The 24,007-nt window shown below is 46.0% G+C and carries 24 protein-coding genes; 5 read left to right on the top strand and 19 right to left on the bottom strand.

The features are described 5' to 3' along the window. Positions 1-112: 112 nt before the first annotated feature. The 4 genes from ACTHQF_RS03540 to ACTHQF_RS03525 form a co-directional block, all read right to left on the bottom strand. The gene (locus ACTHQF_RS03540; RefSeq protein ID WP_440428474.1) at positions 113-1,681 is read right to left on the bottom strand and encodes a M28 family metallopeptidase; all 1,569 of its coding nucleotides are present in this window, start codon (positions 1,679-1,681) and stop codon (positions 113-115) included. 65 nt (positions 1,682-1,746) lie between these two features. Beyond that, a complete protein-coding gene (locus ACTHQF_RS03535; RefSeq protein ID WP_440428473.1) occupies positions 1,747-2,526 on the bottom strand; it encodes an ABC transporter permease in 780 nt (259 codons plus the stop codon). Between the two features lies 1 nt (position 2,527). Continuing rightward, positions 2,528-3,433: an ABC transporter ATP-binding protein gene (locus ACTHQF_RS03530; protein ID WP_440428472.1), complete on the bottom strand. Its 906-nt coding sequence runs from the start codon at positions 3,431-3,433 to the stop codon at positions 2,528-2,530. 1 nt (position 3,434) lies between these two features. Next, the gene (locus ACTHQF_RS03525) at positions 3,435-3,605 is read right to left on the bottom strand and encodes a hypothetical protein (RefSeq protein WP_440428471.1); all 171 of its coding nucleotides are present in this window, start codon (positions 3,603-3,605) and stop codon (positions 3,435-3,437) included. 221 nt (positions 3,606-3,826) lie between these two features. Between ACTHQF_RS03525 and ACTHQF_RS03520 the strand changes: the two genes are divergently transcribed. Then, positions 3,827-4,861, top strand: coding sequence for a sensor histidine kinase (locus ACTHQF_RS03520; protein WP_440428470.1), 1,035 nt, complete (start codon positions 3,827-3,829; stop codon positions 4,859-4,861). Then, on the top strand, positions 4,858-5,607 hold the full coding sequence (locus ACTHQF_RS03515) for a LytR/AlgR family response regulator transcription factor (protein ID WP_440428469.1): 750 nt from the start codon (positions 4,858-4,860) through the stop codon (positions 5,605-5,607). The genes ACTHQF_RS03520 and ACTHQF_RS03515 overlap by 4 nt, the downstream gene beginning before the upstream one ends. Here ACTHQF_RS03515 and ACTHQF_RS03510 read toward each other — a convergent pair. From ACTHQF_RS03510 to ACTHQF_RS03495, 4 genes are all read right to left on the bottom strand, one after another. After that, positions 5,604-6,350: a lysophospholipid acyltransferase family protein gene (locus ACTHQF_RS03510; RefSeq protein ID WP_440428468.1), complete on the bottom strand. Its 747-nt coding sequence runs from the start codon at positions 6,348-6,350 to the stop codon at positions 5,604-5,606. The genes ACTHQF_RS03515 and ACTHQF_RS03510 overlap by 4 nt on opposite strands. A gap of 19 nt (positions 6,351-6,369) precedes the next feature. After that, on the bottom strand, positions 6,370-6,924 hold the full coding sequence (locus ACTHQF_RS03505; protein WP_440428467.1) for an NUDIX domain-containing protein: 555 nt from the start codon (positions 6,922-6,924) through the stop codon (positions 6,370-6,372). Between the two features lie 313 nt (positions 6,925-7,237). Continuing rightward, a complete protein-coding gene (locus ACTHQF_RS03500) occupies positions 7,238-9,727 on the bottom strand; it encodes a TonB-dependent receptor domain-containing protein (RefSeq protein WP_440428466.1) in 2,490 nt (829 codons plus the stop codon). Positions 9,728-9,864: 137 nt separating this feature from the next. Continuing rightward, positions 9,865-10,146, bottom strand: coding sequence for an ATP-dependent Clp protease adaptor ClpS (locus tag ACTHQF_RS03495; protein ID WP_440428465.1), 282 nt, complete (start codon positions 10,144-10,146; stop codon positions 9,865-9,867). Positions 10,147-10,225: 79 nt separating this feature from the next. On the opposite strand from ACTHQF_RS03495, the gene ACTHQF_RS03490 reads away from it, so the two are divergent. Continuing rightward, on the top strand, positions 10,226-11,272 hold the full coding sequence (locus ACTHQF_RS03490) for a 3-oxoacyl-ACP synthase III family protein (RefSeq protein ID WP_440428464.1): 1,047 nt from the start codon (positions 10,226-10,228) through the stop codon (positions 11,270-11,272). Between the two features lie 21 nt (positions 11,273-11,293). Here ACTHQF_RS03490 and ACTHQF_RS03485 read toward each other — a convergent pair whose 3' ends face one another. The 3 genes from ACTHQF_RS03485 to dcd all read right to left on the bottom strand — a co-directional run bounded on the left by ACTHQF_RS03485 (position 11,294) and on the right by dcd (position 13,632). Next, positions 11,294-12,169: an SDR family oxidoreductase gene (locus tag ACTHQF_RS03485; RefSeq protein ID WP_440428463.1), complete on the bottom strand. Its 876-nt coding sequence runs from the start codon at positions 12,167-12,169 to the stop codon at positions 11,294-11,296. Positions 12,170-12,172: 3 nt separating this feature from the next. Next, on the bottom strand, positions 12,173-12,934 hold the full coding sequence (locus tag ACTHQF_RS03480) for an enoyl-CoA hydratase/isomerase family protein (RefSeq protein ID WP_440428462.1): 762 nt from the start codon (positions 12,932-12,934) through the stop codon (positions 12,173-12,175). A 161-nt stretch (positions 12,935-13,095) separates the two neighbouring features. Then, positions 13,096-13,632 (bottom strand): dCTP deaminase, encoded by a 537-nt coding sequence (gene dcd, locus ACTHQF_RS03475; protein ID WP_440428461.1) that lies wholly within the window; start codon positions 13,630-13,632, stop codon positions 13,096-13,098. A gap of 65 nt (positions 13,633-13,697) precedes the next feature. On the opposite strand from dcd, the gene ACTHQF_RS03470 reads away from it, so the two are divergent. Together ACTHQF_RS03470 and lipB are read left to right on the top strand one after the other, a co-directional pair. After that, complete coding sequence (locus ACTHQF_RS03470; protein ID WP_440428460.1) at positions 13,698-14,345, top strand: 4'-phosphopantetheinyl transferase family protein; 648 nt, start codon at positions 13,698-13,700, stop codon at positions 14,343-14,345. Positions 14,346-14,486: 141 nt separating this feature from the next. Further along, a complete protein-coding gene (lipB, locus tag ACTHQF_RS03465) occupies positions 14,487-15,185 on the top strand; it encodes a lipoyl(octanoyl) transferase LipB (protein WP_440428459.1) in 699 nt (232 codons plus the stop codon). A gap of 4 nt (positions 15,186-15,189) precedes the next feature. Here the strand turns inward: lipB and ACTHQF_RS03460 are convergent, their stop codons facing one another. From ACTHQF_RS03460 to miaB, 8 genes are all read right to left on the bottom strand, one after another. After that, positions 15,190-16,620: an L-serine ammonia-lyase gene (locus ACTHQF_RS03460; RefSeq protein WP_440428458.1), complete on the bottom strand. Its 1,431-nt coding sequence runs from the start codon at positions 16,618-16,620 to the stop codon at positions 15,190-15,192. 91 nt (positions 16,621-16,711) lie between these two features. Continuing rightward, complete coding sequence (gene groL, locus ACTHQF_RS03455; RefSeq protein WP_440428457.1) at positions 16,712-18,352, bottom strand: chaperonin GroEL; 1,641 nt, start codon at positions 18,350-18,352, stop codon at positions 16,712-16,714. 24 nt (positions 18,353-18,376) lie between these two features. After that, on the bottom strand, positions 18,377-18,667 hold the full coding sequence (locus ACTHQF_RS03450) for a co-chaperone GroES (protein ID WP_440428456.1): 291 nt from the start codon (positions 18,665-18,667) through the stop codon (positions 18,377-18,379). A 238-nt stretch (positions 18,668-18,905) separates the two neighbouring features. Continuing rightward, positions 18,906-19,277, bottom strand: coding sequence for a preprotein translocase subunit SecG (secG, locus tag ACTHQF_RS03445; RefSeq protein WP_440428455.1), 372 nt, complete (start codon positions 19,275-19,277; stop codon positions 18,906-18,908). A 14-nt stretch (positions 19,278-19,291) separates the two neighbouring features. Then, entirely contained in the window at positions 19,292-20,749 is a 1,458-nt protein-coding gene (locus tag ACTHQF_RS03440; protein WP_440428454.1) for a hypothetical protein, read from the bottom strand. A gap of 3 nt (positions 20,750-20,752) precedes the next feature. Then, positions 20,753-21,271 carry an LptE family protein gene (locus ACTHQF_RS03435; RefSeq protein WP_440428453.1) on the bottom strand — a complete coding sequence of 173 codons (519 nt, stop codon included), beginning with the start codon at positions 21,269-21,271 and terminating at the stop codon, positions 20,753-20,755. Next, positions 21,271-22,506, bottom strand: coding sequence for a sigma-54 interaction domain-containing protein (locus ACTHQF_RS03430; RefSeq protein WP_440428452.1), 1,236 nt, complete (start codon positions 22,504-22,506; stop codon positions 21,271-21,273). The genes ACTHQF_RS03435 and ACTHQF_RS03430 overlap by 1 nt, the downstream gene beginning before the upstream one ends. Before the next feature lie 2 nt (positions 22,507-22,508). Further along, positions 22,509-23,939, bottom strand: coding sequence for a tRNA (N6-isopentenyl adenosine(37)-C2)-methylthiotransferase MiaB (gene miaB / locus ACTHQF_RS03425; protein ID WP_440428451.1), 1,431 nt, complete (start codon positions 23,937-23,939; stop codon positions 22,509-22,511). Positions 23,940-24,007: the final 68 nt, after the last annotated feature.

Below are 24,007 nucleotides of genomic sequence, written 5' to 3'. Positions count from 1 at the left end.
TATCCAAGGAAAGTTTGAATTATTTTTCAAGCAGCGCATAAAAAAACCTCCCCATAGGGGAGGCTTCAGAATTATTAACCACTAATCTGCTTAAAAATAAAGCAACATTAAATTATCTACCAGCCGGATTTGCCTTCGGCAATTCTACTCTTGGCATTGCTGCTGCACGCTCAGAAGTATGGTAAACGAAAGCCGCTACGATGGTTGCAGATCTCTTCAGATCCTGCGCAACCAGACGGTCGTAGGTATCCATGTTGCTGTGGTGCGTTCTGGTGTTGTAATCCATAGGATCCTGAATGAACTGGAATCCCGGAATACCCACTGCCTGAAAGGCCAGGTGATCTGTACCGCCAGTATTGCCAATCGTTACCGTTGTTGCTTCGATGTCGTTAAAAGGCTTCAACCACTCCTGGAAGATCGGCGCTACACCCGCATTACCTTGTGCGTAAATACCTCTGATCGCACCAGTACCGTTGTCCAGGTTATAGTATGCAGAAACCTTTTTCTGGTCTGCCGTTAATTTCATGGTCTTAGGATCTCCGAAATGTTTCGCTACGTAACCTCTTGAACCATGTAAGCCCTGCTCTTCAGAGCTCCACAATGCAATACGGATCGTACGTTTCGGTTGGAAACCAATGCTTTTCAAAATACGCATCGCTTCCATCATAACCGCAGAACCAGCAGCATTATCTGTTGCGCCGGTACCTGCATGCCAGGAGTCATAGTGACCACCCAACATTACCACTTCATCTTTTAGTTTTTTATCCGTGCCTGGGATTTCCGCGATCACGTTATAACCCTGAGGATCCTGATCGAAGAAAGTAGTTTTGATCTCCGCTTCCATCTCTACCTTCTGGCCAGCTCTTAAAAGCCTCAAAATACGAAGGAAATCTTCTGAAGATACCTCTAACTCCGGAGATACTGCAGGCGCATCTAAAGCGTAAGAAGCACCATTGCTGGTGAAGAAAGTACCATAGCTACCACGAGCGTAAGTCAGGATCAAACCTGCATTTTCTTCTTGCAAACGCTTGGACATTGCCGCTCTTGCAGCGCGCATTTTCATCATTGCCGCCATCGCAGGGTTTGCAGCTCTGGCCGGAGCCTGTGCATTAGGCTTTGGAGCCTCTTGTTTTGCCATCTTGTCCAACTCTTCTTCTGTGTAGCGAACTACATCAGCTTTATAAGAGTTTTCCAGCATTCGGATGCTGCTGTTATCGAACATTACAATCTTACCAGCTAGTTTACCTTTATATTGATCCAGTTGAGGAAGCGAATCCGCTTTGATCAACACGATTTCAGATTTAATTACGCCATTGGTACCAGGGGTCCATGCTTTTGGAGATGCAATCACCGGTCTGTAGTACGGCGTAGTGGTTGCCGCATAGTATTTATCTACCTGCCAACCTTTACCAAAAGTTCCCCAAGCTTCCAAGTGAACGTTCTTCAAACCCCATTCATTGAACTGCTTCATTGCCCATTCCTGCGCACGTTTCAAACCTGGAGAGTTCGATAGTCTTGGCCCGGCAACATCCGTCATCTGAAAAGCCAGATCCATCACCTTGGAATTTTCCAGCCCTTCCTTACGGATCTTCTGCACCGCCGCCATGTCTACAGCTTCCTGCGCTAAGGCAGAAAAACAGAAACCAATAGCAAAAATTGTCGTAGTAAATCTTTTAATCATTATCATTTAAATTAATATCGGAAGATAGATTAAATCTCCAGGATAATAATTCTCTCACGACAATTTTACCTAATGCTCTTTTTCGCTACAATGAAGTATCCGATAAGGAAGAATACCAGCGCATAGATCAGGCTCGAATAGATCTCCTGCGTGAAAATCACGATCGGACCAGGTTTTTTCATGGACAAGGCCATCACCGGGTGACAGTAGGGGATGGTATACGCATATTCCCAGCCTTTGGAAGCAGAAATCAAACCCGCAATCAGGCCGATAAAACCTAAGCCCATTGGTTTGAGGAAGTCTGCCCAAACCAAGCTGATGAAGAACTGTAGGGAAAGAATACCCAGGGATGCCAGGAACAACCTGGAATATACCCGGGACAGCATCTCCCAAGGGGAGAATTCATCGAATCTGAACCGAGGATTCAGCAAGTGCAGTAAATGCCCGGAACCATAGGTCAGCAATAGAAATAAAGCCAGGCAAATGAAGATCAGCAGTACCGCGTACAGGTATTTAGCGCTGTAAATGGAGAACTTGTTCAGGGGTTGCGAGAACAACGTTTTCCAGGTATCGTTCTTATGCTCGATGTTGTTCACCGAAAAAGCCATAAAGATCACATAGAAAGGCAGGATCAAGCTGCCCATGATACCCAATGCAGCACCAGCGAAGTTCATCCAAAGGATGTTTGGGGGATAGTTCATGCTCAGGATCTTTTCCGACTTCAGGTAAGTGCCGGAAGTGATCATGCCGCAAATAAGAACCGGCAGCAGGATGGCTGCCCAAAATGCCAGGGTCTTTCTGGACTTGTAAAATTCAGATCGTAGTGAAATCAGGAGCGCCTGCATGTTAATTGGGGTTAGTAATATCGAGAAACAGATGTTCCAGATCTTTCTTTTGCTGTTTCAAACCAGAAACGTTGAAGCCATTCAGTATCAGCAGGCTGTTTATTCTGGCACATTCCGCCGCAGAAACGAAAGGCAGTTGCAGGCAATTGCCGGCCAGGGTCACGGCTATGCCGCGTTCAATTAAAAAGGCAGAAGCCTTGTCCAGACGATCTACCTCGATTTCTAATGGTGGTTTATTCAGCTCTTGCAGGCCTTCAATCCGGCCCTGGTAAAGTAGCTTTCCTTTATTGATGATACCCAGGTGTGTCGCTGTCCTTTCAATTTCAGCCAGCAGGTGACTCGACACCAGGATGGTTTTATGACGTTTGGTGGTCAGTTCCACCATAAGATTTCTAATTTCAATAATGCCATTCGGATCAAGCCCGTTTGTCGGCTCATCCAGCAACAGCAGCTCCGGGTCTGCCAACAGTGCCAGCGCGATACCCAGGCGTTGCTTCATACCCAGGGAGTATTCCGAAGCTTTCTTATCTGCCGCTTGCGACAAACCCACCAGTTGCAGCATATCTAATGCACGACTTCTGTTTACACCCAGGAGGATGCAGCGGTTGTACAGGTTTTCTTTGCCGGTCAAGTGGCCATAAATGGCAGGCTGCTCCACCAGTGAACCCATACGTTTCAAGCTGGCGATGCGATTATGGTTTAATTCCTGACCAAAGATGAACACGGTATCTTCAGGCGACTTCAGCAGGTTCAGCAGGATCTTGATCGTGGTGGTTTTACCCGCACCGTTTGGTCCTAAAAACCCGTAAATGCTACCCCGGGGTACCTGCAAAGACAGCTCATCAACCACCTTTTGATTTCCAAAATGGTAGTTTAGCCCTTTGGTTTCAATGGCCAGTTCAGACATCTTATTTACTTAAGACATTTGAAACGTTCACAACTTTTACGCTGCTAGCTTTAACAGCCACTTCATTGTTTTGATCTTCTGACGCTACCGGAGCGGCGAAAGCCAAGATCATCATGAAGAAAACAGGAACTAGTAAAAGTATAAATGGCGAGATGTTGGACAACCTTTTCATATCTGTATCGTTTTGTTGAATCAAATTTTCAGATAAAAATCAGGCTGTGAAAATCTGTTAGACCAAGCCGAAAAAATTCTCGACCAATGGCAATATTGAATAGTTTTGAAGAAAATAACCGATTTTACCCGTTGGTAGAAAAAAAATGGCTGTTCGTCGAATGTAAATTCCTTCCGCTGATAGTTTTTTTACTTTGGATCTAATTATAAAATGTAAACTGAATGGAAAATAAAGGATCATTCATTGTCAATGTTCTTTTCTGGTTGTTCATTACAACCCTCTGCACCCTTGCCATCCTGTATTCCAAAACCCCGCTGTCGGGCTACCATCTGCTGGTTACCTTCGGGTATTATGGCGTCATCAACGTTTCCATTTTTTACATCAACTATACCCTGCTCATTCCGCAGCTCATCAAGATCCGCAAGCAGTACTGGATGTATATCCTTTCCATCACCATTCTGATTGCCCTGATGTGCGTGGTGAAAACGGCTATTGCCACCCTGAACAGCGATATCATCCTGACCTATACCAATGAAGCCACCAACAAGAAAGTTTACGAAAGCGTTCCAAGCTATATCGTTAAAGCGATCTTTATGTCGGGCTTCTTCGTGGTCATAAGCTGCCTGCTCAAGTTTGCGGTAGACTGGTTTGCCAATGAACGTGTAAACCGGCACCTGGAAACCGAGAAAAAGGATATGGAGCTGCAGTTCCTGAAGTCGCAGCTTAACCCACACTTCCTGTTCAATTCTTTAAATAACATCTATTCCCTGGCTTACCAGAAGTCGGACAAGACCGCTGATGCCGTGCTCAAGCTGTCCGAGATCATGCGTTACATGATCTACGAAAGTAACGACGGCTGGGTGTCCCTAAACAAAGAAATTGAGTACCTGCAGAGCTACATTGAGCTGCAGAAACTGCGTTTCAAAGATGGCGCTGCTGTAGAATTTACGTTAAACGGCGAAATCGACGGGCAGAAGATCGTACCGCTGATCCTGATATCCTTTGTTGAAAATGCCTTTAAACATGGTGTGGCCAACGATCCCGCCGATCCCATCAAGATCAACATCATTGCAAACAAGAAGATCCTCCATTTCAGCATCACGAATAAGAAGCACAACCACAACAAAGACGAAATGGGCGGTGTAGGGCTTAGCAACGTTGAACGGCGTTTGCAGCTGCTTTACCCGGGCAGATATAAATTAAATATTGTAAATTCGACTACCCATTATACCAGCGAATTAATGCTTGATATATGATAAAACTGAAGTGTATTGCCGTTGATGATGAGCCACTGGCGCTAGATATTATTGAAGATTATGTCTCTAAAGTGCCTTTTCTGGAGCTCGTAAAAAGAACTGAAAATGCTATAGAAGCCTTGCAGCTTGTACAGGCTGGAGGTATTGACCTGGTATTCCTTGATATCCAGATGCCTGAACTTACCGGTATTCAGTTCCTTAAAATAGCGGGTGGAAAAGCCAACTTCATTTTAACCACCGCTTACTCGCAGTACGCGCTGGAAAGCTACGACCTTAATGTTTCCGATTACCTGCTGAAGCCAATCGCCTTCGATCGTTTTTATAAAGCGGTAGAAAAGGTACACAACCTGGTTAAAGTGAAAGATTATGCGGCGCCAGTACAACCTGTGCTGAAAGAAACGCCAAAACCAACAGTTGTACAGCCGGTACAGGATTTCATCTTCGTGAAAACCGAACATAAGATCCAGAAGATTGAGCTGGATGACATCCTTTATATTGAAGGTTTAAAAGACTACATCTCCATCTTTACCAAAACAGAGCGGGTGATCACCCTACAAAACATGAAAAAGATGGAAGAAACACTACCTTCCTCGCAATTCATCAGGGTGCATAAATCGTATATCATATCGTTAGATAAGATCGAAAGCATCGAACGCAGCCGGATCACCATTTGCGGGAAAATGATCCCTGTAGGGGATACTTATCGTGATGAGTTCTTCCGCCGCATCGAGGGGAATAATATTTAATCGAGCAGCGGCTGTTTTAAGACGCTGTGAATCGCTTCTTCTGCCTCGCGGGTAATCTCCTCCGGGGTTTTACCCATGGTGTCTATAGGCTTTAAAACCGTCCAGCGGAGTTGCTCCCCCACGCTTAAAGGGAAAGGCCCGTACTGTACAATTTTCCAGGAGTTTTCAATAGCAACAGGTATCACCATTGCGTTTGGAGCCGCTTTCAGCAGGGTGGCAATACCACCAACCTTAAAGGGCTTTAGTTTGCCGTCTTTGGCACGTGTACCTTCCGGGAAAATCACCGCCGACCAGTTATGCTCCTTCAACCGGCGCCCCAGCTTAATGATCTCTACCGCGGCTTGCTTGGTGTCTTTACGGTCGATGTTTGCACCACCACCATACTTCAGGTTGAAAGAGATGGATGGAATACCTTTGGTCAGCTCGATCTTCGAAATAAATTTCACGTGATGTTTCCGCAAGTGCCAGAAAAAAGCAGGGATATCATACATGCTCTGGTGATTGGCGATAAAGATCTTGGGTACACCCACAGGCAGGTCCTGCTCGTTTTTAAACTTTAAAGATGATCCCAGAAAGATCTGGCAGTACTGTAGAAAGAAGTTCAGGTAATCTACCGATTTCTTGTGTGCTTCATAGCCGAACCAGCGGTGACAGATCCACTGGATGGGGTGGAAGATCAGTAAGGCCAGGCCGAAAAAGAGGTAGAAGATCGGGGAAAGAATATAACCCAGTATTTTATTCATTGTTAATGGCTGAAATGATTTAAATTTTTCCTTCCTGGATCAGGATATAGGTTTTCATGATCCCGGCGACGCTCATGCTGTCGGTGATCTCACCTTTCATCACCATGTTAAATGCATCTTTAAAGGGCAGTTTACGCAGGCTGAGTTGCTCGGTTTCTTCGGGTTGTGCTTCGCCCATGGTAAGGCCGGTGGCAACATAAATGATTGCCTGTTCGTCACTCACCGAATTAGATAAGTGCATACGCTGGATCTCCTGCCAGTTCGTGGCCGTCATGCCGGTTTCTTCCAGCAGTTCACGTTTTGCGCTATCCAGGGGTTCCTGCCCCAGTGGACCGCCACCTTCCGGTATTTCCCAGCTGTAGGCATCCAATGGAAAGCGGTGCTGCCCAACCAACCAGGTGTTGTAGGCCTCATCCAGTGCAACGATGCCAATGGCGATGTTTTTGAAATGCACTTTCCCATAGATGCCTTTGCCGCCAGAACCATTAATTACATCAAACTCGGTTAACCCGATCCAGTTGTTATCATATACCTGCCGCTGACCGGTGATGGTCCATGGGTTCGTTTCTTCCATGCCGCAAGATACAAAATCATCACATTCTATTCAATCCGCAGGAATAAGGGTAAAGAAGTTAAGCCAGGCAGCGATTTGTTTGAATTTTGATCAATGTTTGCAAGGCCGTTGACCCGTGCTTGCTACGTCTCCATACGTACAAAGTACGTAGCAAGTACGTCGCAATCACCTGTCAAGTACGTCACAATGGAAAAGCTGTGTCCAGTCTGTTCTGGCTGCGGATGCTGGTTTTACAAAATTTAACACATAAAAAAAGCCTGCAGGAGTGCTGCAGGCTTTTTTTAGATCATCCGCTTTGTGGATCTAAAGAGGTTTAGAATTGTTGCTCATCATCACCGCCGCGCTGTTCCTGATCTCTTTTAGGCTTTTTAGCGGTAAAAGTCGTTTTACCAAAACGGTAAGAATAGGTCAGGTTGGCCATGGTGCCTTGCATGTATCTTTCAAAATCAACAATGGAGTTGTTTGCTTCGGTGGTCATGCTCCATCTTCTGGTGCTGAAAACGTCTCTTACGTTTAAGCTCAAAGATGATTTCTTGTCTTTGAAATCGTATTTCGCACCTGCATCCACACCATACATCGCATTACGTTTACCCTGTGCCATTACTTCTGGTGCACGGTAATCCGCTCTTAACTGCAAGGTAATGTTGTATGGCAGGTTGAAGTTATTGGTCAGGTTCGCATTCCAGGTAAAGCCTGAGCGCTCGATGATACCATACTCTGGTGCACCGTCAATTTTGCTCTGGTACAAGTTTACGTTAGCGGTAAAGTTCCAAGGTTTTGCAACGTCAACACGGCTGATCAACTCTAAACCCGTCGCAATATTGCGGGTCAAGTTTTGAGGGGTAGATATCGTTACACCCTGCGCATTAGGTTCTGAGCGCACGCGCTGGATCAGATCATTGGTTTGACGGAAATAAAGTGAACTGATGAAGGATACTTTCTTGAAATACTTGCTGTAACCAAATTCAAAGGCATGTACATCTTCCGGCTTAAGGTTCGGGTTACCCTGGTTCCACATCAATGGATCAGATACATCCAGGAATGGGTTGGTATCCCAGCCTCTCGGACGGTTTACACGACGGGTATAGCTTAGCTGTACCTGTTGTTCGTTTTTAAGCTTCTGACTCACGAAGACACTTGGATAAAGTCTGGTGTAAGCAATTTTTCCAGGGGTGTAAATGGTGCTTCCAGTTTCCTGGAACCTGCCTGAAGTGGTGTTTAATTCAGCATCTTCACCTCTTAAGCCCAACTGGTAACCGAAGTTTCCAATTTGGTTCTGGTAGTTCAGGTATAAAGCGTGGATCTGCTCCCCGCTTTCAAAGGCATTTGAAACCAGGAAGTTTTGCTGATAAGCATCCAGCGAATCCAGGAAGGTGCTTGCATCGGTCATACTCTTAGAGTCACGGAACTGCGAGCGGTAACCTGCTTCAATGCGGCCAGCTGTACCAATCGGACGTACGTAATCTGCCTGGATGTTATAGTTACGGTTCCAGCCATCTCTTAAGTTACGTTCCAGTACCAGGTTAGACAAGCTTTGGTTGGTCTGAAAGTAAATGTCTGTATTATAAAACTGGAAGTTATCGTTGTTACCTTCGGAGTAGTTCAGGTTGAAGGTTAATTCTTCTTTAGGTTTCTTAAACTTCTGTACAAAGTCGAGGTTCAGATCAAAGCTATTGCCTTTACCTTCATTTTCATTGCGCCTGTTGCTTAATCTAACCGGCGAATTTGCAGTGTTAAACTGGTTGATTAACAAGGTTTCCCTGCGATCATTATCACGCATGTTGAAGCCTCCTGAAAAGCTCAGCACACTTTTAGGCGCAAGTGTGTAATCGATACCTGCTTTTACGTTGTGGCCCTGGTCGTGCGATCTGGAGTCGGTATTCTGATCTGCAAATGCAGTACCTTCTGGCGTAGTATTCAGGTATTGGATGTTGTTAAAGCCACCACCAAGACGGTTTCCAGAACGGTAGCTGTAGTTACCGAAAAGGTTTACTTTATTGTTCTGAAAGCTTAAGCTGGTGTTTGCGTTGTAGTTCTCGCGGTTACCGGCACTTAGTGCCACATTACCGTTTAAGCCCAACTTGGTGTTTTTCTTCAATACGATGTTGATGATACCGGATTGACCTTCAGCATCATACTTGGAGCTTGGGTTGGTGATCACCTCCACGCTTTCGATAGAACTTGCAGGGATAGACTGCAGGATCACAGATACATCGCCACCACCAATAAGAGATGGTTTGCCGTCGATCAGCACGCGTACACCAGATGATCCTCTAAGGGAAACGTTACCATCCATGTCGGTTTGAACGGAAGGAACGTTGGCCAGCAGGTCGGTTGCCGTACCACCTTCACTCACTAAACTCTTATCTACCGAGAATACTTTTTTATCGATACCCAGCTGCATGGCTGCTTTTTCACCCTGGATAACGACCTCGTTCAGTTCGGTGCCTTTAGCAGCTTTCATTCTGATGGTGCCAAGGCTGTAAACCTGGCTGTTGGCCAGTTGAATGCCTTCGCGTACCATGGTTTGAAAGCCTACATAACTAATCTTGAAGGTATAGCTGCCTGCAGGGAGGTTTTTAATGGAAAGGTTACCTTCAACATCGGTCTGACCAGCACGTACAGTAGCTTTGGTCTGGCTGTTTAATACAACAGCGGTAGCAAAAGGAACGGCTTCGTTGTTGCTCGCATCAACAACTTTAGCGTTGATTTGTGCGGTGCCGCCACTCTGGGCCAGGGTGTCCAGCGTAGCCGCTGAAAGGGTTAAGGTTAATAGTAAAAAATGGTATAAGAACTTCTTCATTTAAACGGTTACTTTATCTTGTCTTTTTTAAGGTTGACAAAGTAACGGCGGTTAAGTTTAATAACAGAAGGGTAACTATTTTATTACAGCCTTAAAGCCCCTTATTCAGGTAATATTCTTGTTAGTGAAAAGAAAATTTAATCTACGGTCACGGTTAAACCTTCCTGCTGAAGAATCTTGCGATAGATCTCCATTTCGGTGTAGGAGCCTTCCAGAATGGAACACTTTCCTTTATTGTGAACTTCCCATGCAATTTTCTCGGCCTGACTTTCGGTATAGTCCAGATATTTCATCATGCAATGGATCACATGGTCAAAAGTATTTACATCATCGTTCCATAGAATCAAACGGTTGGTCGTTTTAATTGAGCTCAGGATCTCCTCTAAAGTAAATGTTTCTTCTTTTGTTTCTGTAGCCATAGAACAAAAATAAGGTTAATTCGAATTAATGTGGCAGTTAATGTATTTTTAACATAAAAATCAATATAAATCAGCTAAAATGCAAAGCTCCAGGATCGCCGGAATCGGGTACTATGTGCCTGAAAACGTTTATACGAATGATGATTTATCCAGGTTTATGGATACCGATGATGCATGGATCCGCGAGCGCACCGGGATTCAGGAGCGTCGCTTTGCGGATCGCCTGACCGAGACCACTACCACGATGGGTGTAGCGGCGGCGAAAATTGCCATTGAACGTGCCGGCATTACGGCACAGGATGTAGACTTCATCGTATTTGCAACTTTGTCTCCGGATTATTATTTCCCGGGTTGTGGAGTATTGCTTCAACGGGAGATGAAGATGAAGGAAGTTGGTGCACTTGATGTGCGGAATCAATGTTCGGGTTTTCTTTATGCGCTTTCCATTGCCGACCAGTACATCAAAACAGGTATGTACAAGAATATTCTGGTGGTAGGTAGTGAGAAGCATTCTTTTGCGATGGACTTTGAAACGCGCAGCCGCAATGTATCCGTGATCTTTGGTGATGGTGCCGGAGCAGTGGTTTTGCAGCCTGCACAGCAGCAAGGCCAGGGCATTTTGAGTACGCATCTGCATAGCGATGGTGCCGATGCGGAGTTGCTGGCGATGTATTATCCTGGGGCACATGCCAATAAGTGGATGCCGGATAAACCGGGCTACCCGGATCAGGAGCTTGGCGGTTTATTTATGACCAGCGAACAGCTGGAAACTGGGGCTGCATTACCTTATATGGATGGTCCTGCTGTGTTTAAGAAAGCGGTAGCGAAGTTTCCGGAGGTGATTAAGGAAGCGCTTGCAGCGAATAACCTGCAGGCAGGAGATATTGATCTTTTAGTGCCACACCAGGCGAATCTGCGGATCAGTCAATATGTACAGCAGCTGCTTGGCCTGGCGGATGATAAGGTGTTTAACAATATTCAGAAATACGGGAACACGACTGCGGCTTCCGTGCCGATCGCTTTATGTGAGGCTTGGGAAGCCGGTAAAGTTAAGGAAGGCGATCTGGTTTGCCTGGCAGCATTTGGCTCGGGCTTTACCTGGGCAAGTGCCTTGATACGCTGGTAAATTCTTGTACAAAAGGAAGTATTAACTTCCTTTTGTTGCTCTTGTCATTTGCTCCAGCATGTCCCACATGTCGTTTGGAATGGCTTCCAGCCCGTTAAACTGACCTGCACCCTGCAGCCATTCACCACCGTCAATGGTGATCACCTCGCCGTTGATGTATGCCGAGAAGTCACTGACCAGGAAGGCCGCCAGGTTTGCTAATTCCTGATGATCACCTACGCGTTTTAGGGGTACCCGGTTTTTGAAGTCGAACTTTTCTGCAAGATCGCCGGGTAGCAGGCGCTCCCAGGCGCCTTTAGTCGGAAAAGGTCCGGGTGCGATGGCATTGGTACGGATGCCGTACTTGCCCCATTCTGCAGCGAGGGATCTGGTCATGGCGAGCACGCCGCCCTTTGCACAGGCCGAGGGCACCACATAGGCCGAGCCGGTAAAGGCATAGGTAGTCACGATGTTCAGTACACTTGCAGGCTGCTTTTCTTTGATCCAGTGTTTTCCAAAAGCCAGCGTGCAGTTCACGGAACCTTTCAGTACAATGTCGATGATGGAAGAAAAGGCATTTGCCGACAGCCTTTCGGTTGGGGAGATGAAGTTCCCTGCGGCATTGTTGATCAGGCTGTCTACCTGTCCGAAGGCTTTGATCGCCTCCGCAAGCACGTTTTCCACCTGGGTATATTCCCTGACATCGCAGGCTACAGCGAGTACCTTGCCGCCGGTTGCCTGTTCCATTTCCCGGGCCGTCTGCTGGATCACGTCATCCTTTCTGCTGGTGATGACCAGGTTGGCGCCGAGCTTTAGAAAGTAGGTGCCCATGGCTTTTCCAAGACCTGTTCCACCACCGGTAATTACGATTGTTTTTCCTTTTAAGGCATCATCCCTAAGCATAGGTTGGTTGTACATGGGCTATTTCTTTTGAAGGTTATCAATGATTGTTTTCAGGATGCTCCTTGTTGCTGGCGACCACCACTGTTCAAGCATCTTGTTGAGGGTTTCCGTTTGGTCTGCGGCAAGGGTCTGGATCACTTCCTGACGGATGTTCAACTTGCTTTGCTGCCAGGTATTGGCTTCGAAAGCCATGTATTTGCGCACTTTCCTTTCGGCAGCGGTAAGGATGCTGTCGTGGTTGACGAGTTCGTCCACAAGCCCAACTTTGAGTGCTTCTTCCGGACTAAACAGCTTGCCTTCGAGTAAACTTCTGGATGCATCGGCTTTGCCTAGCCAGAACTCGTACAGCTTGAAGATGCTGAAAGGCACGATAATGCCGACTGGCACTTCGTTTAAGCCGATGATATACTTGCCTTCGGCCATGACGCGGGCGTCGCAGGCAATGGCGATTACACAACCGCCCGCAGGGCTGTGGCCGTTTATAGCGGCAACAAGTGGTTTTTTGAAGCTGCAAAGGTTTAGCGTGAATTCGAAGAACAGCTGCCAGAAGGAGCGGGTTTCTGCTTCGTTGTAGTTGTAAAGTTCTATTAAGTCGAGCCCGGCGGAGAAGAAATGGCCTGTTCCGGTGATCATGGCGCCGCCGATGCTTGGGTCCTTGTCGATGTTAAGGATCATGTCGTTGAGCTCGGTGATCATCTCCCGGTTTAGGGCGTTAGACTTCCCGCGGTTCAGCGTAATGATCGCCATGCGGTCTTTGACGGTGACTTTTATGGTATTCATGATATTTGGTTAAATAAGAAAGCCTCAATATACAATTATCGAGGCTTTATATGCATATCAGGAATAAGCAGGTTTGTTAGCTGCTCCAATAGCAGTTCTTGTTTTAATAGTTCAATACGAGCTCAGGCTGATTGTACTTAAAGATTATTTAGGGTTTCCTTTTAGAATTCGTTTTTAAACATCATGCTTTCCACTGGTCGGGTGGTCTTGTTGCTGTATTTCGGATTTTGCTTGCTGTTGTACATGGTTTCGATTTCACCTTCTACGGCAAAATAGATCAGCTGGCCAATGGGCATACCTGCATAGATCCGTACAGGCTGTGCGCAGGAGATTTCAAGCGTCCAGGTGTTGCAGAAGCCTACATCGCCTTTTCCGGCAGTAGCATGGATGTCGATCCCCAGGCGGCCGGTGCTTGATTTGCCTTCCAGAAAGGGTACATGGGCATGGGTTTCGGTGTACTCCACGGTTACGCCCAGGTAAAGCGTACCTGGCTGCAATACAAAGCCGCTCTTTGGAATCTCAAAATGCACTACCGTGTTGTGCGCCTTGGCATCAAGCACCCGGTCTTTGTAAGTGGCCAGGTATTTACCCAAATGCACGTCATAAGAATTGGTACCTAAACACTCCGGCTTGAAGGGTTCAATGATGATTGTACCCTTCTCAATTTCTTCAAGAATGCGCTTGTCTGATAGTATCATTTAATAAGATTTGCGCTAAATTATGGTTAATTTAGATACTTTTACATTGATTTTCTAAAATAGAGATGCCTGTAATTCTTAATAAGATCATTGACGAACATACCAGACTGGCCGTTTGGAAAATTGAGGAAACCGAGGAAGAACTCTTCCGCGGGCTGCAGTTGAAAGCGCATGAACTTGATTTTATTGCCTCATTGAACAATGGAAAAAGGCTGCTGCACTGGCTGAGTACCAGGCTCCTGCTGCGGACCATGCTGCAGACCAACGATTATATAGATAGCCGGATGGATGATCAGGGCAAACCTTACCTCGTTAATGGTGATTACCAGATCTCTTTCAGCCACTCTTTCGATTATGCTTCGGTGATGATCAGCAAGGATAAGCAGGTTGGCGTGGACATCGAGCTGATTAAAGACAAGATCCAGAAGATCAAAAACAAGTTCCTGAAACCTGAAGAGCTCTCCGGCCTGCCCGAGCAGGATAATACACTCGCTTTGTACATCTGCTGGTGTGCCAAGGAAGCGATCTACAAATGGTACGGTAAAAAAGGACTGGAATTCAAACAACACATCGATATCTATCCTTTTGTGCCGCAGGATGCCGGAGTGGTCAGAGCACGCGCGGTGTTACCGGAGGGAGAGGTGATGCTGGAGGTGGAGTACTTTAAAGTTGAAGCAGATTATATGCTGGGCTACGTGGCTGCGACGTTGTAAAGCTGCTTCAATGACCCGCAGAAGAACGGCTTAATTTAGCTAACTTTGTTTCTGGAATAAGCACCTGCTAAACTGCCACTGATCTTGGAAATATTTCGACATGCTTAATGCAGGCAGTATTCCTGAATAGAAAAGCTAGGGATGAATAAAAAAGTAGAATATATAGACTGGGGCCTGGTTGATTATCAGGAAGCCTGGGATAAACAGGATGAGATTTTCAGCAGCATTGTCGCATTAAAGGGCAAGAACCGTACGGATAACACGGAACTGCAAACACCAAACTACCTGATCTTCTGTGAGCACCCACACGTTTATACGCTCGGAAAGAGCGGGCACCCGGAAAACCTCTTGCTTGATGAAGCTGGTCTTCAGGAAAAGCAAGCGACCTACTACAAAATAAACCGGGGTGGGGATATCACTTATCATGGCCCTGGACAGATCGTGGGTTACCCGATCCTGGATCTGGATAACTTCTTCACGGACATTCATTTGTACCTGAGAACACTTGAAGAAGCGGTAATTTTAACGTTAAAAGATTATGGAATCATCGCCGGCCGCTACCCTGGATATACAGGTGTTTGGTTGGATGCGGATAACGAGAAAGCACGTAAGATCTGCGCACTTGGTGTCCGCTGCAGTCGCTGGGTAACCATGCACGGCTTCGCATTCAATGTAAACGCGAACCTTGACTACTTCAAGAACATTGTGCCTTGCGGCATTGATGACAAGGATGTAACGTCCATGGAGCGTGAGCTTGGACAAGCTTTAGACATCAATGTGGTTAAAGAGCAGCTGAAGATGCACATTGCCGCACTGTTTAAAATGGAGCTGCAGGGTTAAAAGCTTAGCACTCCGGTAAACTGAGCGGGATGTTTTTTGTTGCCAATCCACCATCGGAAGTTTCCTTGTACTTGGAGTTCATATCCTGTGCCGTTTCCCACATGGTGCTTACCACCGCATCCAGACTTACTTTCGCTTGATCAGGGTTGGTTTGCAGTGCCAGCTGGCTAGCTGTGATGGCTTTGATGGCGCCCATGGTATTTCTTTCGATACATGGTATTTGTACCAGTCCGCCGATAGGATCGCAGGTCATGCCGAGGTGGTGTTCCATGGCGATCTCTGCTGCCATAAGCACTTGCCGCTGGGATCCACCCATAACTTCCGTCAGTGCTGCTGCAGCCATCGCTGAAGATACACCGATCTCCGCCTGACAACCGCCCATCGCTGCCGATATGGTGGCGCCTTTCTTGAAGATACTGCCGATCTCCGAAGCGCAGGCAATAAATTGAATGATCTTTTCTTCTTTGTAACCGTCACAGAAAACCATATAATACTGCAGTACCGCCGGGATTACACCAGCAGCGCCATTGGTAGGTGCAGTTACCACACGTCCAAAAGAGGCATTTTCCTCGTTCACAGCGAGCGCAAAGCAGCTTACCCAGTCAAGAATATAGTTAAAACCATTTCCGCCTTTACGGATGGCCTCCAGCCAGCTTGCATAATCGTGGTAAGGCTGGTCTTTCAGCAGCTTTTTATTCAGTGCTGCGGCTCTGCGGCCAACATTCAGCCCTCCAGGAAGTTTGCCTGAGGTATGGCAGCCGCGGTAGGTACAGTCCTTCATCACATGGAAATGCTGCAGGATGCCTTGACGGGTTTCTTCCTCCGGTCTCCAGGATAGTTCGTTTTCCATCACCACTTCAGATACCTTCAGTCCGGTGGTTAAACACCAGTGCAGCAGGTCTGCGGCTTTTTCAACGGGGAAAGGGAGTTCCACAAGGGTCTTCTCACGTCCCGCTTCACCTTCCTTCACCACAAATCCACCACCGATGGAGTAGTAGGTCTCGGAGAATGCTTTCCCGTTTTCCAGAAAGGCCTGAAAGGTTACCGCATTAGGGTGATAGGGTAGACTTTCGTTGTACAGGAAGATCAGGTCTTCGTTGTAATCAAAACCCAGGTGTTTGATGCCTGCGAGATTAAGAATCTGTTGTTCTTTGATGTTTGCAATGCTGCTGTCGATGGCATTTACATCGAAGGTCACCGGGTCTGCGCCGGTTAAACCCAGGAGTATGGCAACATCGGTTCCATGCCCTTTACCGGTTTTCGCCAGTGAGCCGTACAGCAGGATCTTCACCTGCACCACATGGTTGAGGTGATCATTCGCCTCCAGGGCCAGGGTAAACTGCTGCGCAGCACGCCATGGACCCAGGGTATGTGAACTCGACGGCCCGACACCGATCTTAAATATATCAAAAACAGAGATTTCTTCTCGAAGCATAAGCTTATAAAGCTAAACAGTTTATCTATTAATAACGCAAAAAGAGCCCCGCAAGTTGCGGGGCTCTTTGATATGGTTTGTTGGAAGATGATTACATCATACCACCCATACCGCCACCGCCCATTGGAGGCATTGCAGCAGCACCGGCGTTATCCTCAGGATCATCAGCCAATACACATTCTGTAGTTAACAACATCGCTGCGATTGAAGCTGCATTTTCTAATGCTACACGACTTACTTTAGTTGGGTCAATAACACCAGCTGCGATTAAGTTCTCATATACATCAGTACGGGCATTGTAACCGAAGTCAGCACTACCTTCTTTAACTTTTTGTACAATGATAGAACCTTCAATACCAGCATTCTGGCAGATCTGACGAAGAGGCTCTTCAACAGCACGCTTAACGATAGCGATACCTGTAGTCTCATCTTCGTTAGAACCTTTCATACCTTCTAGTGCTTCAATAGCACGGATGAAAGCAACGCCACCACCAGCAACGATACCTTCTTCAACAGCCGCACGGGTTGCATGTAAAGCATCATCTACACGGTCTTTTTTCTCTTTCATTTCAACTTCAGAAGCTGCACCTACGTAAAGCACTGCAACACCGCCAGCTAATTTAGCTAAACGCTCTTGTAGTTTTTCTTTATCGTAATCAGAGGTTGTAGTCTCGATTTGAGCTTTGATTTGAGAAACGCGAGATTTGATATCATCTGGCTGACCAGCACCGTTGATTACAGTAGTGTTATCTTTATCGATAACAACTTTTTCAGCAGTACCTAAGTAAGATAGGTCAGCGTTTTCTAATTTATAACCTCTTTCTTCAGAGATCACGGTACCACCAGTTAAGATTGCGATATCTTCTAACATCGCTTTTCTGCGGTCACCGAAACCTGGAGCTTTAACAGCAGCAACTTTCAGAGAACCACGGATCTTGTTCACTACTAAAGTAGCTAGTGCTTCACCGTCTAAGTCTTCAGCAATGATTAAAAGTGGTTTACCAGTTTGAACTTGTTTTTCCAATACTGGCAACAATTCTTTCATGTTGCTGATTTTCTTGTCGTAGATTAAAATGTAAGGGTTTTCTAATTCCGCTTCCATTTTATCAGCGTTGGTAACGAAGTATGGAGATAAGTATCCACGGTCAAACTGCATACCTTCTACTGTTTTAACTTCAGTTTCAGTACCTTTTGCCTCTTCAACAGTTATTACACCGTCTTTACCAACTTTACCCATTGCTTCTGCGATTAAGGAACCGATAACCTCGTCGTTGTTCGCTGAAATAGAAGCAACTTGTTTGATTTTGTTGTTGTCTTCACCAACAGTTTGAGATTGTTGTCTAAGGTTATCAACGATCGCAGCAACTGCTTTGTCAATACCACGTTTTAAGTCCATTGGGTTTGCACCAGCAGCTACGTTTTTAATACCTGCAGTAACAATTGCCTGCGCTAAAACAGTAGCAGTAGTTGTTCCGTCACCTGCAATATCAGCAGTTTTAGAAGCAACTTCTTTCACCATTTGTGCACCCATGTTTTCAATTGGATCTTTTAATTCGATCTCTTTTGCTACAGTAACACCATCTTTAGTGATTGCTGGTGAACCAAATTTCTTATCGATAATAACGTTACGACCTTTAGGGCCTAAAGTTACTTTTACAGCATTAGCTAGAATATCAACACCTCTTTTCAGGGCGTCACGGGCTTCAACGTTATATTTTACTTGTTTTGACATTTTTATATATTTTAAAAAATATTATTATTGAACTATAGCGTAAATATCGCTCTCACGCATAATCAGATAGTCTTTACCATCTACTGGAAGCTCAGTGCCACCATATTTTCCGTAAAGAACAACATCACCAACTTTTACAGTAGGTTTTTTGCCTTCTGAATCTTCGTCTGAAACAGATACTACAGTTCCTTTAGATGGTTTTTCTTTTGCAGTATCAGGAATGTAGATACCCGATGCAGTTTTTTCTTCAGCCGCTGCAGGTTCAACGATAACTCTGTTCGCTGTGCCTGAAATGGGTTTAAGGTTTAATGCCATAACTTAATATTAATTATTTTTTAGTGTAAAAATTTAAATGTTATACCTGCCTATACACAGTTTCTATGCCAAGGGGTTTTTGCTTGACAAATTTGCATTTGCTGTCAGCAAGGCGTAAAGATTTGTGTGAACTCGTGTCAGAGTGTCAGAGGTATACCTAAGCTGAAATGCCTAAGTGAATTGACATAAAAAAGCCCGTTAAGAGTTGTCTTAACGGGCTTAAAATCTTTATTTAGAACTATGGTGCTGGCTGCGCTGGTGTTTCTGCAGGTGCTGTGTTGTTGTTAGCAGGTGCAGCATTGTTATTAGCAGGTGCATTTCCAATTGGCGATGGAGCAGGTGTTCTGTTCAGTTGTTCCTGAATTTTCGACGCTCCGGTTGAACCGCCGTTACCGGTTTTAGCAATGGTTGTAATAGATAAAGTAATTACAACAACTACGGCTAACAGGATCCAGGTGCCTTTTTCTAGAACATCTCCTGTGCGCTGTACGCCGAACATGTTACTGGCTGACGATCCTGTTGCTAATCCACCACCTTTAGGGTTCTGGATCAATACAAAGATTGCTAAAGCGACACAAATAATGATCAATAGAATAATTAAAAAAAGCATAGTCTGTTATATGGTTAAATTTTCTTTTTTATAGATTGGATAAGATCGGCAAAGTAACGGCTTTTTTCCGGAAACTTCAAACTTAATTTTTCATAAGTATCTATGGCCTTGTGGTAAAGCATCTGCTCGATGTAGATCTTCGCGAGGGTCTCTGAAACGAGATCATTGTGGTCCTCGGCGCTGCGCTTGGCCTTGTTTTCCGTGTCGATCTGCTCTGGCCTTGGCGGCGTGATCTGCGGGTCTTTCTTGATGAACTCGTCAATGATCTTAGCATCCTTCGGATCTGCCTGGTGCTCCGGAACGTTGTTCAGGATCTCTTCTGCATTGAAGGGACTTTGAATATGGAAAATGTGCTCCACATATTGCTGATGGAGCTCACTTTGTGTTTGCCGCTTCGGCGTAGCATAGGGTTGGAAGATCGTGGAATGCTCTTTCCGGGTTTTTGCCAGCCACCACAGGAAGGTGTAAGGAAGTGTGTCATCGTCGTAATTGGTGATTTCACTGGTGTCCTTCTCTCCTGGATTTGCCTGTTTTTGATCCGTCCAAGCCGGGGCTGGAGGTGCAGAAACTGCTTTGCTATTGTTTTGCGCATCATCCGCGATGAACTTCTCTTCAAAAGTGAAGAAATCAGTTGCGGCTATATTTTCAACGAAGTTATCTTCTAAAGTCTCAATGACCGGCACAGGAGTAGGTGCGGTCTGTTCGGTAGCAGGCTGTTGATAGTCATGGCCATCAACTTCAGAAATCTCTTCAAATATTTCCTGGGCATCATTATCCTCTGCACCCGTTGAACTATGATCTGCAACCCCAACATCATTGTCATCAATGCTTCCGTCAATATTCTCAGCAGTTTCTATAAAGGTGCTATTATCTACTGCAGCCGATTGCTCTACAGGAGCGTCCCCGTCATAGTCGTGAATATTTATCTCTGATATTTCTTCGTAGGTGTCATCGCTCTGCGCTGCAGAAAGATGATCAATAGGATTGTCGTAGTCGTGGATATTGATTTCCGCAATCTCGTCGTAAGTGGCCTGATCGTCAGTAACGGTATCATTTACCTCTTCAACGCTATTGATTTCCTCAGGCTGTTCCGGGTCAGCGGCACCAAAGGCATATACTTCTTCCAGTAAACTTGCCGCCTCCAGGTCTGTTGCTTCTTCAAAAATGGATTTATCTTCAAACGTGGTTTCTACAGCAGGTGCTGCAGGTTGCATTACCGGCTTCCGGTGCAGAAACTGGTGCAACATGGCGCCGTTGGTGTACAAGGCGGTGGTGGTGAGGGTGTGCTCCGCTTCCGCTGTTTCCATGGAGAGCTTCGCCAGAATTAACCGCAGGGGCTGGAAGTAGGGGTACAGCTCCAGCAGTTCCCGCAATAAAGGAATGTCCGAATGCCGCAGGCTATCCGGATCATTAATGATAGAACTAAGCTGTTTATTATGGTCTATTCCCTGCTCCACGTCGCTAAGATACAATTATTACCATTGAGCAAAAGCCCTGTTAAAAATATCCTCAGTCAACTGCGTATTGATGTCTTTGATCAATTGCGGCTCAAGTGCCTGCAAGCTAGAGCCGGAAAGTACAAAATCCTTGAATCTTGTAAACGACTCTTCAAAGCTCTGTTTAGCGTCAATATTGTTCGTGTACTTCACGTTTACAGTAATCGATAGCCTGTTTGAACCTTGTGTATTGGAGTTCATCTGGTTGTTGTCGGTAAGCGTCACCGGGCGGATCTCATAGTTCGTAATCCGGCCTTCAAATATCGCGTGACCGTCATTCTGCACAATGCTCAGGCGCGACTGGTTCCTGATCCTGGTACGCAGGTCCTCTGTAAACTGCTGGCTCAGGTAAGGGATTACCAGCGGCGCATTGTTCTCGAAGAAATTCACGGTTACGGTCTTCATCTCTGGTGGGATTGAAGCTCCATTGAATTTGATTGAACAAGAATTAAACAGGGCAACAACCGCAAAAAGCAGGATATATATCTTCTTCATCATTAATTTAAGTTCAGTTCTTTGATTTTGCGGTATAGGGTGCGCTCAGAAATACCCAGCTCCTGCGCTGCAAACTTACGTTTGCCTTTATGCTTTTTCAGTGCCTTCTTAATCAGGTCAGATTCTTTATCCACCAGTGACAGTGATTCTTCTACTTCCTCCGCCTCATGTGCGTAGTTGTATTCCATCGGTGCATTTGGCGCAGGCTTGTTAATTGTTAATGCCTGTGGCTCAAACTTCGGCCGGTCAATTTCCTGATAAAGCTGGTTGATGTAATGCGGGTTATCCTCCATGATGTGGGCCGTGTTGCCGCCGCTTTGGATGATCTCCGCAACGAGTTTCTTCAGATCCACCATGTCCTTTTTCATATCGAAAAGAACCTTGTATAGAATATCCCTTTCGGTAAAATCTTCCTTGTTGTTATTGCCGTTGATGGCCATCGGCAGGTTAGCGCCGCTTTCATTCGGAATATAGTTTAGCAATGCGGCCGCCGTAACGTTGCGGTCTTTCTCCAATACACAGATCTGCTCGGCGATGTTTTTCAACTGTCGTACGTTACCCGGCCAGCTGTAGTTGCTCAACACCTGAATGGCATCGGGTTCTAATTGTATACCCGGACTGCGGTACTTATCACTAAAATCTGCTGAAAACTTGCGGAACAGCAGATAGATATCTTCCTTACGCTCATGCAGCGCAGGAATGCGCAAAGGCACGGTGTTCAGCCTGTAGTAAAGATCCTCACGGAACTTGCCATTTTTCACCCGGTTATAAACGTCTACGTTTGTCGCCGCAATAATGCGTACATCTGTTTTCTGCACCTTTGAAGAACCCACGCGCAGGTATTCCCCGCTCTCCAGAATCCTCAGCAAACGTGCCTGTGTACCCAGCGGTAACTCGGCGACCTCATCCAGGAAGATCGTTCCGCCATTGGCCACCTCAAAGTAACCTTTACGTGCTTCATGCGCACCGGTAAAAGAACCTTTCTCATGCCCAAATAGCTCCGAATCGATCGTGCCTTCCGGAATGGCACCACAGTTTACAGCGATGAAAGTACCGTGCTTCCTTGCACTCATCTGGTGGATGATGTGCGAAAACACCTCTTTACCGCTACCACTTTCACCGGTAATTAAAACCGACATATCCGTAGGTGCAACCTGTCTCGCTATATCTATCGCCCGGTTCAGCAGCGGTGAGCCGCCAATGATCCCGAACCTGTTTTTAATATCCTGTACGTCCATAATTACTCCGCAATTCTACCCAATAGGGTCGCTGATGTACAACGTTCAATAGTTACATTCACATATTGCCCTGGTTTAATTTCCGCCGTTGCCGGGAAAACCACCATAGCATTCTGGTCATTACGACCGCAAAAATCTGTTTTTGATTTCTTAGAAGTCCCTTCCACCAGAATACGCAGGGTTTTACCCACATTCTGTTGCAGGCGGTACAGGGAAGTTTCCTGCGCTTTTTGCAGGATCTCCGCCAAGCGGCGTTTCTTCACTTCCTCAGGTACATCATCCACCAGCTTTCTCGCAGCCAATGTTCCCGGACGCTCCGAATAGCTGAAGGTAAAGGCGAAGTCATAACCAACATAGTCCATCATGCTTAAGGTCTCCTGGTGCTCTTCTTCCGTTTCCGTGCAGAAACCTGCGATGATATCTGAAGAAATTGCACAATCCGGAATGATCCTTCTGATGGCATCCACACGGTTCATGTACCACTCCCTGGTGTAAGTGCGGTTCATCAGTTCCAACACGCGGGTGCTGCCCGATTGTACCGGCAGGTGTATATAGTTACAGATGTTATCGTATTTGGCAATGGTATAAAGTACCTCGTCCGTAATGTCTTTAGGGTGGGAGGTCGAGAAACGAATCCGTAAATCCGGGCTAATCAAGGCAACCATCTCCAGCAGTTGAGCGAAGTTCACTTGTACCTCTGCTGATTCTGTTCCTTCAGTGCCCTTCCACTTGTACGAATCCACGTTCTGCCCAAGTAAGGTCACTTCGCGGTAGCCACGATCAAACAGATCCTGCGCTTCCGCAACTATGGAATAAGGATCCCTGCTGCGCTCACGTCCACGGGTAAATGGTACCACGCAGAAAGAACACATGTTGTCGCAGCCGCGCATAATGGAGATAAAAGCAGTTATGCCATTTCCATTTAATCGCACCGGACTGATATCTGCATAGGTTTCCTCGCGGGAAAGCAACACGTTGATCGCTTTTTGTCCATCTTCCACCTGACCGATCAGTTGTGGCAGGTCGCGGTAAGCATCCGGTCCAACAACCATATCTACCAGCTTCTCTTCATCCAGGAATTTAGACTTCAATCTTTCGGCCATACAGCCCAGAACACCCACAATAAGCTTTGGATTTCTGCGCTTCTCCACACCAAATTGCGACAAACGGTTACGCACCCTTTGTTCTGCATTTTCCCTGATGGAGCAGGTGTTGATGAATACTAAATCTGCCTCTTTATAATCACCGGTTGTTTCAAAACCGTTATCACCTAAAATCGAAGCCACAATCTCGCTATCGGCGAAATTCATCTGGCAGCCATAGCTTTCAATGTACAGTTTACGTGCATTCTGAAGCTTCGGCGTATCAATTATTAAAGCTTCACCCTGGCGCGCTTCATCGTGTGTCTTGTCTGCTAGCTCTAATTCAATCATTGCTGTATGCTTTATTACTGAAATACAAAATTAAGCAATTAATTTTTAAAATGACAAAGTGTCAGATT

It is taken from the genome of Pedobacter sp. SAFR-022, from assembly GCF_051965375.1.
GTDB lineage: Bacteria > Bacteroidota > Bacteroidia > Sphingobacteriales > Sphingobacteriaceae > Pedobacter.
The sequence above is the reverse complement of the archived record's forward strand: the minus strand, read 5'-3'. Positions and strand labels throughout refer to the sequence as shown.

Excerpts from the sequence above, each read along its gene's own strand:
- ACTHQF_RS03540 (WP_440428474.1), bottom strand. The coding sequence starts at position 1,681 with ATGATTAAAAGATTTACTACGACAATTTTTGCTATTGGTTTCTGTTTT.
- ACTHQF_RS03535 (WP_440428473.1), bottom strand. The coding sequence starts at position 2,526 with ATGCAGGCGCTCCTGATTTCACTACGATCTGAATTTTACAAGTCCAGA.
- ACTHQF_RS03530 (WP_440428472.1), bottom strand. The coding sequence starts at position 3,433 with ATGTCTGAACTGGCCATTGAAACCAAAGGGCTAAACTACCATTTTGGA.
- ACTHQF_RS03525 (WP_440428471.1), bottom strand. The coding sequence starts at position 3,605 with ATGAAAAGGTTGTCCAACATCTCGCCATTTATACTTTTACTAGTTCCT.
- ACTHQF_RS03520 (WP_440428470.1), top strand. The coding sequence starts at position 3,827 with ATGGAAAATAAAGGATCATTCATTGTCAATGTTCTTTTCTGGTTGTTC.
- ACTHQF_RS03515 (WP_440428469.1), top strand. The coding sequence starts at position 4,858 with ATGATAAAACTGAAGTGTATTGCCGTTGATGATGAGCCACTGGCGCTA.
- ACTHQF_RS03510 (WP_440428468.1), bottom strand. The coding sequence starts at position 6,350 with ATGAATAAAATACTGGGTTATATTCTTTCCCCGATCTTCTACCTCTTT.
- ACTHQF_RS03505 (WP_440428467.1), bottom strand. The coding sequence starts at position 6,924 with ATGGAAGAAACGAACCCATGGACCATCACCGGTCAGCGGCAGGTATAT.
- ACTHQF_RS03500 (WP_440428466.1), bottom strand. The coding sequence starts at position 9,727 with ATGAAGAAGTTCTTATACCATTTTTTACTATTAACCTTAACCCTTTCA.
- ACTHQF_RS03495 (WP_440428465.1), bottom strand. The coding sequence starts at position 10,146 with ATGGCTACAGAAACAAAAGAAGAAACATTTACTTTAGAGGAGATCCTG.
- ACTHQF_RS03490 (WP_440428464.1), top strand. The coding sequence starts at position 10,226 with ATGCAAAGCTCCAGGATCGCCGGAATCGGGTACTATGTGCCTGAAAAC.
- ACTHQF_RS03485 (WP_440428463.1), bottom strand. The coding sequence starts at position 12,169 with ATGTACAACCAACCTATGCTTAGGGATGATGCCTTAAAAGGAAAAACA.
- ACTHQF_RS03480 (WP_440428462.1), bottom strand. The coding sequence starts at position 12,934 with ATGAATACCATAAAAGTCACCGTCAAAGACCGCATGGCGATCATTACG.
- dcd (WP_440428461.1), bottom strand. The coding sequence starts at position 13,632 with ATGATACTATCAGACAAGCGCATTCTTGAAGAAATTGAGAAGGGTACA.
- ACTHQF_RS03470 (WP_440428460.1), top strand. The coding sequence starts at position 13,698 with ATGCCTGTAATTCTTAATAAGATCATTGACGAACATACCAGACTGGCC.
- lipB (WP_440428459.1), top strand. The coding sequence starts at position 14,487 with ATGAATAAAAAAGTAGAATATATAGACTGGGGCCTGGTTGATTATCAG.
- ACTHQF_RS03460 (WP_440428458.1), bottom strand. The coding sequence starts at position 16,620 with ATGCTTCGAGAAGAAATCTCTGTTTTTGATATATTTAAGATCGGTGTC.
- groL (WP_440428457.1), bottom strand. The coding sequence starts at position 18,352 with ATGTCAAAACAAGTAAAATATAACGTTGAAGCCCGTGACGCCCTGAAA.
- ACTHQF_RS03450 (WP_440428456.1), bottom strand. The coding sequence starts at position 18,667 with ATGGCATTAAACCTTAAACCCATTTCAGGCACAGCGAACAGAGTTATC.
- secG (WP_440428455.1), bottom strand. The coding sequence starts at position 19,277 with ATGCTTTTTTTAATTATTCTATTGATCATTATTTGTGTCGCTTTAGCA.
- ACTHQF_RS03435 (WP_440428453.1), bottom strand. The coding sequence starts at position 21,271 with ATGATGAAGAAGATATATATCCTGCTTTTTGCGGTTGTTGCCCTGTTT.
- ACTHQF_RS03430 (WP_440428452.1), bottom strand. The coding sequence starts at position 22,506 with ATGGACGTACAGGATATTAAAAACAGGTTCGGGATCATTGGCGGCTCA.
- miaB (WP_440428451.1), bottom strand. The coding sequence starts at position 23,939 with ATGATTGAATTAGAGCTAGCAGACAAGACACACGATGAAGCGCGCCAG.